At 60.2% G+C, this 15,977-nt stretch carries 13 protein-coding genes and 1 pseudogene; 13 read left to right on the plus strand and 1 reads right to left on the minus strand.

Annotated features, from left to right (window positions below; all coding sequences use genetic code 11):
- From PHA8399_RS02365 to petA, 9 genes are all read left to right on the plus strand, one after another.
- A complete protein-coding gene (locus PHA8399_RS02365) occupies nucleotides 1-681 on the plus strand; it encodes a TVP38/TMEM64 family protein (protein WP_058284610.1) in 681 nt (226 codons plus the stop codon).
- 544 nt (nucleotides 682-1,225) lie between these two features.
- Entirely contained in the window at nucleotides 1,226-1,600 is a 375-nt protein-coding gene (locus PHA8399_RS02370) for a DUF5676 family membrane protein (RefSeq protein ID WP_208856255.1), read from the plus strand.
- A 60-nt stretch (nucleotides 1,601-1,660) separates the two neighbouring features.
- A complete protein-coding gene (locus tag PHA8399_RS02375) occupies nucleotides 1,661-3,046 on the plus strand; it encodes an MBL fold metallo-hydrolase RNA specificity domain-containing protein (RefSeq protein WP_058284611.1) in 1,386 nt (461 codons plus the stop codon).
- The gene (locus tag PHA8399_RS02380; protein ID WP_058284612.1) at nucleotides 3,043-4,548 is read left to right on the plus strand and encodes a thymidine phosphorylase family protein; all 1,506 of its coding nucleotides are present in this window, start codon (nucleotides 3,043-3,045) and stop codon (nucleotides 4,546-4,548) included. The genes PHA8399_RS02375 and PHA8399_RS02380 overlap by 4 nt, the downstream gene beginning before the upstream one ends.
- The gene (locus PHA8399_RS02385; RefSeq protein WP_058284613.1) at nucleotides 4,545-5,447 is read left to right on the plus strand and encodes a ribose-phosphate diphosphokinase; all 903 of its coding nucleotides are present in this window, start codon (nucleotides 4,545-4,547) and stop codon (nucleotides 5,445-5,447) included. Before PHA8399_RS02380 ends, PHA8399_RS02385 begins: the two co-directional genes overlap by 4 nt.
- Nucleotides 5,448-5,494: 47 nt before the next feature.
- Nucleotides 5,495-7,855, plus strand: a complete 2,361-nt coding sequence (locus tag PHA8399_RS02390) for a copper-transporting P-type ATPase (protein WP_208856256.1) — start codon at nucleotides 5,495-5,497, stop codon at nucleotides 7,853-7,855.
- Between the two features lie 241 nt (nucleotides 7,856-8,096).
- On the plus strand, nucleotides 8,097-9,482 hold the full coding sequence (locus tag PHA8399_RS02395) for an APC family permease (RefSeq protein WP_058284615.1): 1,386 nt from the start codon (nucleotides 8,097-8,099) through the stop codon (nucleotides 9,480-9,482).
- Nucleotides 9,479-9,769 (plus strand): DUF2933 domain-containing protein, encoded by a 291-nt coding sequence (locus PHA8399_RS22930; protein ID WP_082649436.1) that lies wholly within the window; start codon nucleotides 9,479-9,481, stop codon nucleotides 9,767-9,769. The genes PHA8399_RS02395 and PHA8399_RS22930 overlap by 4 nt, the downstream gene beginning before the upstream one ends.
- 319 nt (nucleotides 9,770-10,088) lie before the next feature.
- Nucleotides 10,089-10,637, plus strand: coding sequence for a ubiquinol-cytochrome c reductase iron-sulfur subunit (gene petA, locus PHA8399_RS02400; RefSeq protein ID WP_058284616.1), 549 nt, complete (start codon nucleotides 10,089-10,091; stop codon nucleotides 10,635-10,637).
- Nucleotides 10,638-10,820: 183 nt separating this feature from the next.
- Here petA and PHA8399_RS02405 read toward each other — a convergent pair whose 3' ends face one another.
- Nucleotides 10,821-11,018 carry a heavy-metal-associated domain-containing protein gene (locus PHA8399_RS02405; protein WP_058284617.1) on the minus strand — a complete coding sequence of 66 codons (198 nt, stop codon included), beginning with the start codon at nucleotides 11,016-11,018 and terminating at the stop codon, nucleotides 10,821-10,823.
- Between the two features lie 178 nt (nucleotides 11,019-11,196).
- Between PHA8399_RS02405 and PHA8399_RS02410 the strand changes: the two genes are divergently transcribed.
- The 4 genes and pseudogenes from PHA8399_RS02410 to PHA8399_RS02425 form a co-directional block, all read left to right on the plus strand.
- On the plus strand, nucleotides 11,197-13,707 hold the full coding sequence (locus PHA8399_RS02410) for a heavy metal translocating P-type ATPase (RefSeq protein WP_058284626.1): 2,511 nt from the start codon (nucleotides 11,197-11,199) through the stop codon (nucleotides 13,705-13,707).
- A 23-nt stretch (nucleotides 13,708-13,730) separates the two neighbouring features.
- Entirely contained in the window at nucleotides 13,731-14,132 is a 402-nt protein-coding gene (cueR, locus tag PHA8399_RS02415; protein ID WP_058284618.1) for a Cu(I)-responsive transcriptional regulator, read from the plus strand.
- 1,082 nt (nucleotides 14,133-15,214) lie between these two features.
- Nucleotides 15,215-15,439 carry a hypothetical protein gene (locus PHA8399_RS02420; RefSeq protein ID WP_058284619.1) on the plus strand — a complete coding sequence of 75 codons (225 nt, stop codon included), beginning with the start codon at nucleotides 15,215-15,217 and terminating at the stop codon, nucleotides 15,437-15,439.
- Nucleotides 15,439-15,977 (plus strand): annotated as a pseudogene (locus PHA8399_RS02425) (TolC family protein); the annotation flags it as partial. The gene PHA8399_RS02420 and the pseudogene PHA8399_RS02425, both read left to right, overlap by 1 nt.

A 15,977-nucleotide genomic window follows, 5' to 3' on the forward strand; every position in this document is an offset into this window, starting at 1 on the left:
ATGCTGCGCACAGGACGATTACCGGATTTCCGTCGCCGCCACAGGTCGGTGCTAGCGGTTGTGGCCGTCGCTTTGTTGCTGGTGCTTGTTCTTTGGAGGGCTGATGCTTTGCCGCCTGCAATGACGCGTGCAGACATTACAGCTTGGGTCGATGCGGCTGGCATCTTGGGGCCGCTGGTGATCGTAGGGCTCATGACTATGGCGATCGTTGCCAGCCCTTTGCCTTCAGCTCCTGTAGCGGTGGCAGCCGGGGCGGTCTACGGGCATGTGCTGGGCACCGGTCTCGTTGCACTGGGGGCCGAGTTGGGAGCGATCATCGCCTTTCTGATTGCCCGGCGGTTGGGGCGCTCGGCTATTCAGCGCTATCTGGGTGCTAAGCTTGAGACAGGTCTCATGGGATCGCAGAATGCACTGATGCTGACGGTGTTTGGCAGCCGTCTTTTGCCCTTCGTTTCATTTGACTTGATCAGCTATGCAGCAGGGCTGACTGCATTGCGGTTCTGGCGCTTCGCACTCGCAACTGCGGCGGGCATTTTGCCAGCGAGCTTCATCCTGGCGCATCTTGGCAGTGAGCTGGTCGGGCCTGATGGACCTAGTGCCATCTGGGCAGTGCTGGGGCTAGGGCTGCTGACCGGAGCACCTCTTCTTTGGGCAGCCTGGAAGCGAGAGCAAGGCGGTTGAGGCAAATCAAGGCCTCCGGGTAAATAACATGTAGACTTGAGTAGTCATTTGGAGAAGCGGATCGTGGGAGTTGCAGGAGTAACGTACAGGAGAATTGGACTGCGGCGCCTTCGCTCGGCGCTTCACCTGACCCTGGTCCTGCTGTTGTCTGCAATTCTGATGGCGTCTGCGGGGTCGGACCGAACGGTAGGTGCAGAGCATTCAATGCCTGGCTATAGCCATGTTCAGGCCTTAGCTGCGGATTTTGGGCAGCAAGAGTCTATTCAGCACGATCAGAACCTCTATAGCGTGCCTGCGTCTTTGGGTGACTGTGGACTGCATGCAATGTGTCACGCTTTGGCTCTACTCCCAATTGTCCTGATGCCTGAATGGAAGCCGGAAATGTCGGTTGCCGTACTCAATATCCGGCTGCTTGCGGACGGAATAGCCCTTTCACCGTCTCCACACCCTCCGAATTTTTCCTGAACCAACCACCCGGTCCAGTTGAGCGCCCAGCCAAGCGGCCCGGTTCACATGCTGTGTGGTGTGTTCAGGAGTTCGAGAAGTGTTTGCCATACTCTATTTTGCGACTGCAGCTCTGCTAGTCTTTGCTGTGCTGCGGCTTGGATGCGGCCCTTGCGCAACCGGTCAAGTTTCTGAGGTCGACCCCGAAAACGTGATGGCGCCCCCGCGTATCCCTGTCGTCAAGCTGGGCTGGGCGCTGAGCATTTTCCTGGCCGTGACTTATATGCTGTGTGTCGGCTTCGATCTGATCTTTCCGCAGTATGCGATGTACCGCGCTTGGATCTCGCTGATGCCTGGCATGACGTGGCTCACAGCAACTTCCTTCCTGATCGGTCTAGCAGAAGCCTTTGCCTACGGTTGGTTCGTGGCACTCGTATTTGGGCCAATTTTCAACGTGATCGCCGCGCGTGGATGAGGCGCAACAAGTCACCTTGCTACCCTAAAGCGTTCGGAGCAATAGAAGAGGAGACGTGCAATGAGCAAGTCGCAGCAACCGACCCTGCGCTTCCTCGGGGCCACCGGGACCGTCACTGGATCCCGCTACCTCGTTGAATGGCGCAGTCGCAGGATCCTGATCGATTGCGGACTGTTTCAAGGGTTCAAGCAGCTCCGCTTACGCAATCGGAAGCCTTTTCCGGTTCGGCCTCGATCTATCGATACTGTTCTCCTGACACATGCACATCTCGATCATTCCGGCTATATCCCTGCGCTGGTTAAGGCAGAGTTCGCGGGCAAGGTCATTTGCACACAATCGACTAAGGAATTGTGCGGCTTGATCCTGCCCGACAGTGGACATCTGCAGGAGGAAGAGGCGTCCTTTGCCCGCCGTAAGAAGTATTCGGTCCATGCCCGCCCGACCCCCCTTTACACGCGAAAGGATGCGCAGAAGGCGCTGAGCAAGCTGGAAACTGTGCCATTCGACATGCCAGTCGATTTAGGCGACGGGATCACGGCCAACTTCATCCCGGCAGGGCATTTGCTCGGAGCGGCGCAAATACGATTATGCCTTGGTAGCACGGAATTGCATTTCAGCGGTGACCTCGGCCGTCAAAGCGACCCTTTGATGCGCTCTCCAACCCCGTTTGCGGGGGCGGACGTCCTCGTGTGTGAATCCACCTATGGCAACCGCCAGCATGAGCCTGTCGATGCCGAAGCGCAGCTCTCCCGTGTTATCCGCCGAGTTATCGGGCGGGGCGGAACAATCCTAATCCCGGCCTTTGCGGTAGGGCGGGCACAGGGGCTGATGTATCACATCGCGCGGCTTCGCAAACGCGGTGATATTCCCGAAGTGCCGGTCTTTCTAAACAGCCCGATGGCAACAAATGCCACCGAGATTTATCACCGCCATCACAAGGAGCATAAGGTCAGCTGGGCCGAATGCTCGGATATGTTTGAGCTCGCCAAGCGTGTGCGTTCTGTCGAAGAATCCAAGCAGCTCAACACCATGCCTTTCCCCAAAATCATCATTTCAGCCAGCGGCATGCTGACTGGAGGACGTATTCTGCATCACGTTCTTTCATATGGAGGAGACCGCCGGAACGCGATCCTGTTGTCGGGGTTCCAGGTCGGCGGCACGCGCGGTGCCGCGCTTGCCGCCGGAGCGGATCACTTGCGCATCTTTGGGCGTGACATCCCGATCGAGGCCGAGGTGATCTCTCTAGGCAGCTTGTCCGGCCATGCCGATGCCGACGAGCTGCTTGAATGGCTGGGCGCTGCGCCGGTTCCTCCCCGGATGACCTATGTGACTCACGGTGAGCCAGAAGCGGCGGACGCGCTGCGTTTTCGCGTCAACCATGAACTGGGCTGGAAAGCGAGGGTGCCAGAGCACCTCGAAACAATCCGTTTGGAGACGCCGCGATGACACGTGAGAGACATTGCCTTCCGCTAGTACGGGCAGAAATAGACACTTACAGCCAGCCTGTCGTCTTCATGCATCAGGACTGCCATGTTTGCCGCGCCGAAGGATTTCGTGCGCTGACCCGGGTGCGGATCGCCTGCGGCGGACGGTCGGTGATTGCATCGCTGAACGTTGTCACCGGGGCAGGATGGCTGGGGCCGGAAGCGGCAGCGCTATCCGACGCAGCTTGGGCTGCATTGCGGCCAAGGCTGGGTGATATGGGCCAGTTCTCCCACCCCGAACTGCCAGAGGCGGCTTCGTTAATCCGCGCCAAGGTCTATGGTGAGCGGCTGCACCAAGCGCAATTCGCCACGATCATAAAAGATGCGCTGGCACACCGGCTGTCGGATTTGGATCTGGCTGCCTTCGTAACGGCTTGTGCAGGAGAGCATCTGAGTACCTGTGAAACCATCGCTTTGACCCGTGCCATGCAGGAGGCTGGCAGATCACTGGAATGGGGCGAAGGGCCTGTGCCGGACAAGCATTGCGTTGGCGGATTGCCCGGGAACCGCACCACACCGATCGTAGTGGCCATCGTCGCGGCAGCAGGGCTTGTGATCCCCAAGACATCCAGCCGTGCCATTACTTCGCCTTCAGGGACCGCTGACACAATGGAGGTAATGGCTCCGGTGGCGCTCGATACTGCTGCCATGCGCAAGGTTGTCGAAGCGCAGGGTGGCTGCATCGTTTGGGGCGGTGCCTTGGGGCTTAGCCCGGCCGACGACATACTGATCCGCATTGAGCGGCCTCTCGACTTTGACAGCGACGGGCAATTGGTTGCCAGCATTCTCTCCAAAAAGGCGGCGGCCGGATCGGACCGTGTCGTGATCGACATCCCTGTGGGCCCCACCGCGAAAGTGCGTTCGGAAAATGCGGCCGAAGCCCTGTCGGCGCGGCTGCGCGCCACAGCCCGGGCGATTGGATTGGACCTGGCGATTCATGTCAGCGACGGCAGCCAGCCAGTAGGGTGCGGGATCGGTCCGGCACTCGAGGCAATCGATGTGCTGAAGGTGCTGCGCCGTACACCGGATGCGCCGGGCGATCTGAGAGAACGGGCGCTGGTACTGGCTGGGCTCCTGCTGGAAATGAGCGGAGAAACCGCAGGCGTTGAGCGGGCGAGGGTTTTGCTCGACAGCGGCGCAGCGGAGCATCGGTTCATGGCGATATGCGCGGCTCAGGGCGGGTTCGCCGAGCCTGCTGAGGCCCCCTACCGGATACCTGTTGAAGCCCCTCGCGATGGAGTGATCACAGCTATCGACAACCGCCTTATTGCCCGGGTGGCAAAACTGGCCGGCGCCCCGCAGCAGGCCCGCGCAGGGGTGTTGCTTATGGCGCGGCCCGGGACACTGGTCCAGCGCGGACAACCCCTGTTCGAAATATGGGCTGAGACGCCGGGCGAATTGGCCTATGCCCGCGATTTTGCCAGCGCGCAGAAAGAGATTTTCCGCATTGAGGTGCCAAAATGAGACCCGTTCTGATCCCATTTCACAATATGCGTCCACTGGCAGATCAACTGGCGGCGCTGATCGGGGCTGAAGTGGCGCCAGTGGACTGGCACCGGTTTCCGGATGGCGAGAGCCGGATAACCCTGCATGGTGATCTCGAAGGCCGCGAGTCGGTGATCCTGTGTTCTTTGTGTGACCCGGACCGGCATGCGATGCCGCTGCGCTTTGCCGCTGATACGGCGCGCGAGATGGGCGCTGTACACGCCGGTCTAATTGCGCCCTATCTGGGGTACATGCGCCAGGACCGGAGGTTCCACTCTGGAGAGGCGGTTAGCGCCAGATTGTTCGCCCGTTTCCTCGAGGAAAGCTTTGACTGGCTTGTGACGGTGGATCCGCATCTGCATCGGATCCAGGCCCTTGATGAGTTGTTTGCCATTCCCGCTGGCCGGGTTTCTGCTGCGCCACTGCTGGCACAGTGGATCGCGGAGACCGTTGAAAATCCGGTGTTGGTTGGCCCCGATCGCGAAAGCCGGCAATGGGTTGCGGAGGTCGCTTCGCTCGTCGGCTGTCCATACGAGGTTTTGCGCAAGGTGCGTTCCGGCGACCGCAGAGTTGAGGTTAGCAATTCCGGCCGCCAGTGGAGATGTTCCGGCACACCAGTTCTGGTCGATGATATTGCGTCCTCGGGGAGAACATTGGTCGGAGCAATCGAAAGGCTGGTGGAAGCCGGGGCCAAGCCGCCCCTGTGTGCGGTAATCCATGCAGTCTTTGCCGGGCAAGCTCACGCCGAGATTCTGGCCGCCGGGGCAAGCCAAGTCGTGACCACCGATACGATTCCTCATGAAAGCAATGCTATCGGCATCGCCCCGCTTCTAGCCGAGGCGGCAATTCATACGCTGACTGCGTTGACCTTACAGTGACTTGAAAACTCACGATGGCAGCATTCCCCAACCGGAAGGGCATTAACATGAACGAACTTCCCAACAAGAAAAGCTCCAGTTTAGCAGACGAAGACAAATTTGTTTGCCCGATGCATCCGCACATTCGGAGCTCTGAAACTGAAAGCTGCCCGATTTGCGGCATGCACCTTGTCCCAGAAACTGGCAAGGAAACGGCCAGTCATGATCACCACCATGGGCACGCAGCTTTCGGGCATGGAAAAACTGCTCTGAGTGGAGGTTATGACAAGGTTCCCATTGGCTGGGAAGGCCCTGTGTATACTTGCCCAATGCACCCGGAAGTTCGGCAAACCGAACCGGGCGCGTGCCCTCTTTGCGGGATGGGGCTGGAGCGAGAAGCAGGTTCTGCTGCGGAGGAGGGGCCAAACCCAGAACTCACCGATTTCACCCGGCGGCTCTGGGCCGGTGCGATACTTACAGTTCCACTATTGGTTCTTACCATGGGGCCCTTTGCCGGCCTGGCAGGTGTCCGGGATATTTTCGGGGAACGTAACACACTCTGGATTGAACTGCTTCTTGGCTCGCCGGTTGTCTGGTGGAGCGGCTGGCCGTTTCTTGTTCGCGGCTGGAACTCGTTCCGCACCATGAACCTCAATATGTTCAGCTTGATCAGCATGGGAGTGGCGGCGGCCTGGCTATTCAGCGTTGCAGCAGTACTTGCACCGGGCATGTTCCCTGACGGCTTCCGTGACGCCGAAGGGCATGTCGGCGTCTATTTTGAGGCTGCGGCAGTGATTGTCACGCTTGTTCTGTTGGGGCAGGTGATGGAATTGCGGGCCCGGGAAGGGACCGGGCGGGCGATCCGTGCGCTACTGGATATGGCGCCCAAGACCGCACGGGTGATCCGCATCGGTGGACAGGAAGAAGAGATCCCCCTGGATGAGGTGCAGGTGGGAGACCGGCTGAGGGTAAGGCCGGGAGACAAGGTGCCGGTGGACGGCACGGTGTTGGAGGGACGTTCCTCGGTCGACGAAAGCATGATTTCCGGAGAGCCTGTCCCGGTCGAGAAGGTCGAGGGTTCCAGTGTTACAGGTGCGACGATCAATGGCACCGGGTCATTGGTGATTGAAGCCACGAGAGTCGGGGCCGACACGATGTTGTCCCAGATCGTCGATATGGTGGCTAAGGCGCAGAAAAGCCGCGCACCAATCCAGAAGTATGCCGACAAGGTGGCAGGCTGGTTTGTTCCGGCCGTGATTGCTGTTGCGGTTCTGGCTTTTGCCGGATGGGCGATCTGGGGTCCGGCTCCTGCGCTGAGCTATGGCCTGGTCGCGGCGGTCGCCGTATTGATCATCGCCTGTCCCTGCGCGCTTGGCTTGGCGACGCCGATGTCGATCATGACCGCGACCGGCCGGGGTGCGCAGGCCGGTGTGCTCATCAAGAACGCCGAGGCGCTTGAGCGGTTCGAAAAGGTGGACACGCTGATTGTCGACAAGACAGGTACCCTGACCGAGGGCAAGCCGCGCCTGATCGCGGTTGTGCCCGAGCCGGGCCATGAAGAAGCAGAAGTGCTGCGGCTGGCGGCGACGTTGGAGAAAGGCTCGGAGCACCCTTTGGCCGAGGCCATCGTGACCGGAGCGCTGGAACGGGGCATCAAACTCGGTGAGGCCACGGAATTTGATGCAGTCACCGGGAAGGGGGTGCAGGGGCGTGTGGACGGCCATGCGGTGGCGCTTGGCAACCTCCGCCTGGTAGCGGACCTGGGGCTGGAGGCTGCCGGTCTTGCTTCTACGGCCGATGCCCGTCGGGATCAGGGTGAAACCGTAATGTTCGTGGTACTATATGGCGCCGTGGCCGGCCTGGCGGCCGTTGCCGATCCGGTGAAGGAAACGACCCCTTCCGCGCTGAAGGCGCTGCATGATCTGGGCTTCCGCATCATCATGGCCACCGGCGACAATGAGCGCACGGCCCGCGCCGTGGCCGGGAAGCTGGGTATCGACGAGATCCGCGCGGATGTGCTGCCGCAGGACAAAGCCCGAATTATCCGCGAGTTGCAGGAACAGGGGTGCAGCGTCGCCATGGCCGGGGACGGCGTGAATGACGCGCCCGCGCTGGCACAGGCGGATGTCGGTATCGCCATGGGCACCGGCGCCGACGTGGCCATCGAAAGTGCGGGTTTCACTCTGGTCAAGGGCAACCTGGACGGCATTGTGCGGGCCCGGCGCTTGGCGCGCGCGACCATGCGCAACATCCGCCAGAACCTGTTCTTTGCGTTGATCTACAATGCCTCCGGGGTGCCGGTCGCGGCCGGGGTACTGTTTCCGTTCTTCGGCATTCTGATCAGTCCGATGTTTGCCGCTTTTGCAATGAGCGCGTCATCAGTTTCCGTGGTGCTCAATTCCCTGCGCCTACGCGGGGTAAAGATATGACCGGGCATACTCTCCTTTTCCTCGCCTCTCTGTACGGTGTTGCAAGCGCAGCCAGGTATGGTCGCCGCGTTCAGAGCCAGACGGCCGCAGGCAGCTGTTTCGACACTAGGCGAGTGAACAGCCGGGGCCGGGCCGTGAGCGGAGAGCGTGGTGGTGCAGGAGGTTGGGGAGGCCCGCGCCGGATCTCAGGCGCAAAAGCAAACCGCAATGAAACCAGGCAATTAGTTCATAGGAGCCCGCGATGAGCGAGGAAGGTGAAGGACACCCCCAGGCCGCGGACTATAGGTCCGGGTCGATTTCCCTGACCGGGGCTGTTTCGATGGGCACCGGCGTGATGATCGGGGCTGGAATCTTTGCGCTAACGGGGCAGATTGCGGGGTTGGCTGGGCCCTGGTTCCCTCTGTCGTTCGCCGCAGGTGCGCTGGTCACGATGTTCAGCGCCTACAGCTATATTGCGATGTCCAACGCCTGGCCCTCCGCCGGCGGAATCGCGATGATCCTGACCAAGGCATATGGTCCGGGTACGGTGGCGGCTGCGGCCTCGGTTCTTATGGCGCTGTCGATGGTGATCAACGAAAGCCTGGTGGCGCGCACCTTTGCGACTTACGCGCTTCGGCCTTTCGGTATCGATGGCGGACCGTTGGTGCCGTTAATCGGCGTGGCGCTGATCGTCTTCGCGTATATGGTCAATGTTTCCGGAAACCGTTCGGTCGGTCGCTGGTCGATGGTGATGGCCGCCGTAAAGATCGCAGGGATCGCGTTGTTCGGCATTGCGGCACTCTGGGCCAGCGGCGGTGAATGGCAATCAGGGAACGGCGGTGCAGAAACCAGCGGACTGGGCTTCGCTGCCTCGGTGGCCCTGTCCATCCTGGCGTTCAAGGGCTTCACCACGATAACCAACAGCGGTGCTGAAATCACCGATCCGCACCGCAGTGTCGGCAGGACTATCCTGATCTCAATCGCCATTTGTACCGCAGTGTATCTGCTGGTGGCCTTGGCTGTCGGCGCCAGCCTCAGCACAGAGGAGATCCGTGCAGCGCAGGATTACGCCCTTGCCGAGGCCGCGGGCCCGGTGCTCGGGCAGGTTGGCTTCTACCTGACCGTGGCACTGGCGATGGTGGCAACTGCGTCGGGGCTGATCGCCAGTATCTTCGCCGTTTCCCGCATGCTCACCATGCTGACCGACATGGAGATGATCCCGCACAGCCATTTCGGCATGTCCGGCTCCATCCGGTCGCACATGCTGATTTATACCGTGTTTGTTGCCGGTGCATTGACCGTGCTGTTTGACCTTGGGCGCATCGCCTCGCTGGGGGCGTTCTTCTATCTGGTCATGGATATGGCAGTGCATTGGGGCGTCTGGCGGAACTTGCGGCACAAGATCGAAGTGCGTGGCTGGGTCCTGCTGATTGCATTGGCTCTCGACGCGGCGGTTCTGGCGGCATTTTCAGCGATCAAGTGGCAGTCGGATCCATTGATTGTGGTGATTGCCCTGGCGGCCATCGCCTTGGTGCTGCTGGCTGAGCGGTTGTTTCTTGCCCGCAACGGGCAGCGCGACAATGCAGTCGGCACACACAGCCAACACCCCCAGCCATCTGAACATAAAGAAGAAAGGAACCTGCAATGAGTAGCGAAACCGGACAGGACAGCATCGTTCGAAACACCCCGAAGCCATCCATCTGGCGCAAATGGGGGCCATTGGCTGGGTCACTTGCCCTTGGCGCACTTGTACTGGGATGGGAATACCGTGAGTTCGTATTGCCGCTTATCTGGTCGCCGGCCTCACTTTTGGTTGCCTGCCTGGCAATGCATTTCTTGATGCACCGGGGGCATCGGGGCCACGCGGGGACACACAGTTCCGGAAGGCGCGAAAAGGAAGGGGAGGGCGCAGATGGGCCCGGCGATCCATCATAAGGGTCATCTCCGGGCGCTGTATCGGGTCAATTTTGGAGAGCGGTCCGTTGCTCCCGGGCCAACGGGGGCGGTGTGCCGGACCGTCTTGAGCTCCCGTCCGGGACCGACGGACAGATGGATGGGTGCCGTCTCACGGCATCTTGAAAGTAAGCGGAAGCTCCTTCGAAAATTGCCATACCCAGACATGGGATGAGCACGATGCGTCGCCAAGGCGAAGCCAATCGAAGCACAAAAAGGACTGGAGAGGGGGGCACTATGACAGTTGGGCACAGCCGCTGAAGCTCGCCCGGCTGTCACTCAAATGGAAGGGAGATTGACAATGGTACAGGACAATGCCCATCCGGAACATTCCGGCCCCGGCACCCGGCGCGACATCCTTTACTATGCAACGGGAGGGACCGCAGCCGTGGCAGCAGGAGCCGTCGTCTGGCCACTGATCGACAGCATGAACCCGAGTGCAGATGTATCGGCGCTTTCGGTTGTGCAGGTCGACCTTGAGGGTGTCGAGCCAGGCAGCCGGATCACGTTGAAATGGAAAGGCAAACCCGTCTTCATCGACCACCGGACCGAAGTCCGGATTGCTCAGGCGCGCGCGGATGACGCAGAGACGCTGATAGATCCGGAATTGGACGCCGAGCGGGTACAGAAGCCCGAGTGGCTGATAGTGGTCGGCGTGTGTACTCACTTGGGCTGTATCCCGTTAGGCCAGGGAAGTGGCGATCCGACTGGCGGATACGGGGGATGGTTTTGCCCCTGTCACGGCTCGCACTATGATACTTCCGGCCGTATCCGAAAGGGCCCGGCTCCGCGCAACCTGGATGTGCCGACCTACGAATTTGTTACCGACACGCTGGTGAAGATCGGCTGATGCCGCGGAATTCTGCTGTGGTGCTTTTGCCTGTTGTGCGAAGGGCAACGGAACTGTCGAAGGACTGATGGCTGCCCGGAAGGCGCTGGCGAAACCATGGCTTGTCCGGCAGCGGAAACGCGGGAAAAATGTGTCCCTAGCCAAAAACAAGGGTGCCGCAGTTAGCGGCACCCTTGAACAGTGTCAGCAAACTTCGGACGCGTAGCCTTCCGCTTTGAGCGCCGCCTGGATGCTCTCACGAGCAGCTTTGCTTTCGATCCGGACTTTCCGCGCACCCATATCAAACTCCAGTGTCGCGCTGCTGTCCAGGTTGGTGACTGCTTTCTCAATTGCCGCTTTGCAATGGCCGCAGCTCATGTCGTTGATCTTGAATGTGATCATGCTTGGTTCTCCTTGGTTCCCTGCCTGCTGCTACCGGATTACCGCGCGGTAAGGTCAAGCCGGCAATGCACTGTCAATCACCGGATGAAATTTTCGCAAGCAGCCAGAGTGAACGACCCTTGACCTTCCAGTCACTGGAAGCTCCATTTTGCTGCAAACAACCAGCTTTGGTGATGAAATGACACAGAACGAAACAGTCCGATTCCAAGTTGAAGGCATGAGCTGCGCATCCTGCGTGGAACGCGTGGAACGCGCGCTGCAGGCCTTGCCCGAAGTCACTGGTGCCACGGTCAATCTCGCGAACGAGACTGCGCAGGTCAGCCACGACGGGTCGCTCTCTGCCGCTGGCCTAGCTGCAGTGCTGAAGGAGGCCGGATATCCCGCTGTGACCGATGAAGCCACACTGGAAGTCCAAAACATGACCTGCGCCTCCTGTGTCGGCCGCGTGGAACGGGCACTGAAGGAGGGAGCGGGGGTTTTGGACGCCGCCGTTAACCTGGCCACTGAAACCGCGACGGTGCGGTTTGCAGCAGGCGCCACGACACCTGCCGAACTTGCAGCGCTGGCTACGGCAGCTGGGTATCCCGCGCAGCCGAAATCAAGTGAGCAGAACAACGCAGAAAAGCGCAAAGCTGAGGAAACCCGGCAACTGGCCCGGCGGACGCTCTTTGCGGCCGTTCTTGCCCTGCCGGTGTTCCTGATCGAGATGGGCAGCCATGTGATTCCAGGCATGCATGAATTCGTAGCGGGCGCAATCGGAATGCAGACCAGCTATCTACTGCAATTCCTGTTGACCACAATCGTCCTGTTCGGGCCGGGCCTACAATTCTACACCAAGGGCTTTCCGGCCCTCCTCAAAGGCGCGCCTGACATGAATTCGCTGGTGGCGCTGGGCACATCGGCGGCCTACGGGTTCTCGCTGGTGTCGACTTTCGCGCCCTCATGGCTGCCTTCGGGGACGGCCAATGTCTATTACGAGGCCGCCGCAGTGATCGTCGTGCTGATCCTGCTGGGCCGGCTGCTGGAAGCCCGGGCCAAGGGCCGCACGGGCGAGGCGATCCGTAAACTTGTCGGGCTGCAGGCGAAAACCGCACGGGTTGAGCGTGGCGGCGAAATTGAGGAGCGCGCGGTCGAGGACATCGCGGTGGGCGATATCATCCACGTGCGACCGGGCGAAAAGATCGCGGTCGATGGGGTGGTTTTGAGCGGCTCCTCCTATGTCGATGAAAGCATGATCACAGGTGAGCCCATTCCAGTGCAGAAAACCGAAGGCTCCGAGCTCGTAGGTGCCACTGTGAACGGAACCGGCGCTTTGACTTTCCAGGCGGCGAAGGTGGGCAGTGACACGATGCTGGCTCAGATTATTCGGATGGTCGAGCAGGCGCAGGGCGCGAAGCTTCCGATCCAGGGGCTGGTGGACCAGATTACCACCTGGTTCGTGCCCGCCGTAATAGCGGTTGCGGCGTTGACCGTCGCTGCCTGGTTTCTGTTCGGCCCCGAGCCCGCGCTCAGCCTCGCTTTGGTCGCAGGGGTGGCGGTACTGATTATCGCCTGCCCCTGTGCAATGGGCCTTGCGACACCGACCTCGATCATGGTTGGAACCGGCCGTGCCGCCGAAATGGGCGTGCTGTTCCGCAAGGGAGATGCGCTGCAGCTGCTGCAGGAAAGCACGGTGGTTGCGCTCGACAAGACCGGCACGCTTACCGCTGGCCGGCCGGAATTGACTGACCTGATCCTGGCCGGGGGTCAGACCGAAGATGAGGTGCTGCGGCTGGTCGCCGCCGTGGAACAAAGTTCGGAGCATCCAATTGCCAAGGCTATCGTTGCAGCAGCGGAAGCGCGGGAGATCAAGCTGCCGGACGCCGACAGCTTTGACTCGATCACCGGCTTTGGCGTCCAGGCATCGGTTGGAGGCCGTCAGGTGCTGATCGGCGCGGACCGGTTTATGGAACGCGAAGGCGTGGATCTTGGTGCGCTGGCCGGGAAAAGCGGTTCGCTGGCCAGCAAGGGCAAGACACCGCTTTACGCTGCTGTTGACGGACAGATTGCCGCGGTGATTGCCGTGGCCGATCCGGTCAAGCCGACAACGCCTGGTGCCATTGAGGTGCTGCACAGGATGGGCCTCAAGGTTGCTATGATCACCGGCGACAACGCCGTGACGGCCCAAGCGATCGCCGACGATCTCGGGATTGACCATGTGGTTGCCGAAGTGCTGCCAGAAGGCAAAGTTGCTGCGCTCAACAACCTGCGTGCGGATGGCGGCAAGCTGGCCTTTGTCGGGGACGGTATCAATGATGCACCGGCCCTTGCTGCTGCGGACGTAGGTATCGCTATCGGCACTGGAACCGATGTGGCTATTGAGACCGCCGATGTCGTGTTGATGTCCGGTGACCTCAATGGAGTTGTCAACGCCTTTGCGGTCAGCCAGCGCACCATGCGCAACATCCGGGAAAACCTGTTCTGGGCGTTCGGCTACAATACTCTCCTGATCCCTGTCGCAGCGGGGGTGCTATACCCATTCGGTGGGCCGTTGTTGTCACCGGTGCTAGCAGCAGGCGCTATGGCACTGTCCAGCGTATTTGTTCTGACCAATGCGTTGCGCCTGCGCTGGATTAAGCCAGCGGCAGGAAAGCACCATGTGGTAATCAGAGGGCCGAAAGCCGCATTGCAGTCCGCGCCGGCTGAATAAGGCTGACCGAAGGGAGAAATAGCATGAATATCGGGGATGTTGCAGAACGGTCGGGCGTGCCGGCCAAAACCATCCGATATTATGAGGATATCGGATTAGTCAAACCCACGCGCGGTCGCAATGGATATCGCGAATTCGAAGAGCGAGAACTGCACCGTCTTGCATTTATCGGTCGGGCCCGGTCACTTGGGTTCACGATTGAGGACTGCCGTGACCTATTGGCGCTTTATGATGACGAGTCCCGCGCCAGCGCCGAAGTAAAGCGCGTTGCGGAACAAAATCTGCAAGAGATCGACGCAAAAATATCAGGTCTGAAAGCCATGCGAGACACACTCAGGTACCTTGTTGAGCAATGCTCTGGCGACCATCGGCCCGATTGCCCGATCCTGAAATCGCTCAGCAACGGCCCCGCTCACAACTTATGACAAAATCAAAGGGCGTCCCGCGCTAAACCGCGGGCACTAGTGATGGGCCCACAGGGCCGCAAGGGTCATAAAGCCTGTCATGCGCCAGACTACTGCCTGCCGGTCTTAGGCCTGTGATCAGTGTGGAAATTACTTCGGTCATGCAGCAGCAATCAAGCCAACCTAGGGTACACCCGGCATTAGTCCTCGAAATGCATGTCAAATTTGCTGCGCAGCTCACTCCGGCTAAATTTTCTGTAGAGTAGTGATCGAAGCCGACCTTGTCTCCAGCCGCTGGCAGACAGGGCTTACCATCTGGAAGCTAGCTTGAAAGCAAGCCGGTTAGGCCACATTTTGCATGATATTATGTGTGAGGCGTCGAGGCATGCACAGTCTCCGAAAGCTGACGGATCTCTGCGGTTGTTTCGCACCCTTCACTTAACTGTTGGTTCTCAAATGTTTCCGGTTTCGGTCACCCCTCCCGCGCGGGAAGGTTTGCTGGAAGCAATGCATGCATTGGCGGAATGTTGCGCAAAATCCAGAATTTCCTTAGAGGCACGGAAATTTGTGCAATTGATGCATCATTCCTGCCTTGACGCGGGCTACTCCCCTTGTGAGAAATGTCCGCATGGCGTGTTTGGCACATATCTTCCGGCTGGTCAGGGTGGCTGCTGTATTTACAGTGATCCTTGCGCTGGGGTTTTCATTGCCATCCGCTGCGCATTCCCTCGCTGACCATCACGGCAATGCTGCGGTTTCGCAGAATGGGCACAGCCATGCCGATGCTGCCATCTCAGACGTAGCGCATGGCGCTTCCCAGACCGGCGCACACGATTCCCCGGGCGACCCCGGGAACGCCGCCGACGCGGGGAACTGCTGCGCAGGTGCCTGTATGGCACTGGCCGTGCTGTCCTTGCAACCGGGTGAGTTTGTCCTGAAGCGCCCTGTCCGTTGGAAGCTGGCGCATGCTCAGCTGCCCTCCCATCCCCGGCTTGCGCTGCTGCGTCCCCCGAGAACCTGAGTTTCTGAACCGTTTATGCGGGCACTAACCAACTCCTGCAGGCAAGTGCAGGAAACGTGCAGATATTCCTCAGGAACACCACATGAAATCTTTCTTTCTGGCCGGGGCGGGTGCCCTGCTGCTGGGGGCGTGCGCCAAAGCACCGGCGGCGCTGCCTGATACCGCAGCCTTGCAAAGTGCCGCCGCGCAATCCGGCCCTTACCGCACATTGAATTATCAGTCCCCCCTCGCAGGATTTGAAACCTACGAGCCGAGCGGCCCCGCGTCCTGGCGCGGCGTCAACGAGCAGCAGCAGGAGCGCCACTGATGACAGCGAAAACTTGGCGCGTTCTTTTGGCGTCGCCCCTGGTGCTGGCCGCCTGTTCGGCGGCGGTGCCGGAGAAATACACCAGCCCGCAGGCCGGGTTTCAGGAAGTCGCCAGCCAGACTTCGGCCGCCATCGGCAAGCGTACCGCCTTTGCCCAGACACAAGCCCAGAACGAAGCGCTGGCCAAGGAAGTCCGGCAGATGGTGCAGGGCAAGACGATCTCTGCCGATACCGCGGTGCAGGCGGCGCTTTTGAACAACAAGGGGCTGCAGGCGTCTTATGCCGCAGTCGGGCTGTCGGCGGCGGAGGCCTGGCAGCAGATGACGCCGGAGAACCCGGTGGTCGCTATCGGCCTGATGGGGATCGGCGCGCCGGAACTGGGCCTGTACCGGGCGCTGGAATCCACCATCGCCGTGAACCTGCTGGACGTGAAGACCCGAAAGCAGCGCATTGCCGTGGCTGAGACGCAGTTCCAGCAGGCGCAGCTGAATGCGGTGAACGATACGCTGGCATTGGCGGGGCAGACCCGGCTGGCCTG

This window comes from Leisingera aquaemixtae (genome assembly GCF_001458395.1).
In the GTDB taxonomy this organism is placed as follows: Bacteria; Pseudomonadota; Alphaproteobacteria; order Rhodobacterales; family Rhodobacteraceae; genus Leisingera; species Leisingera aquaemixtae.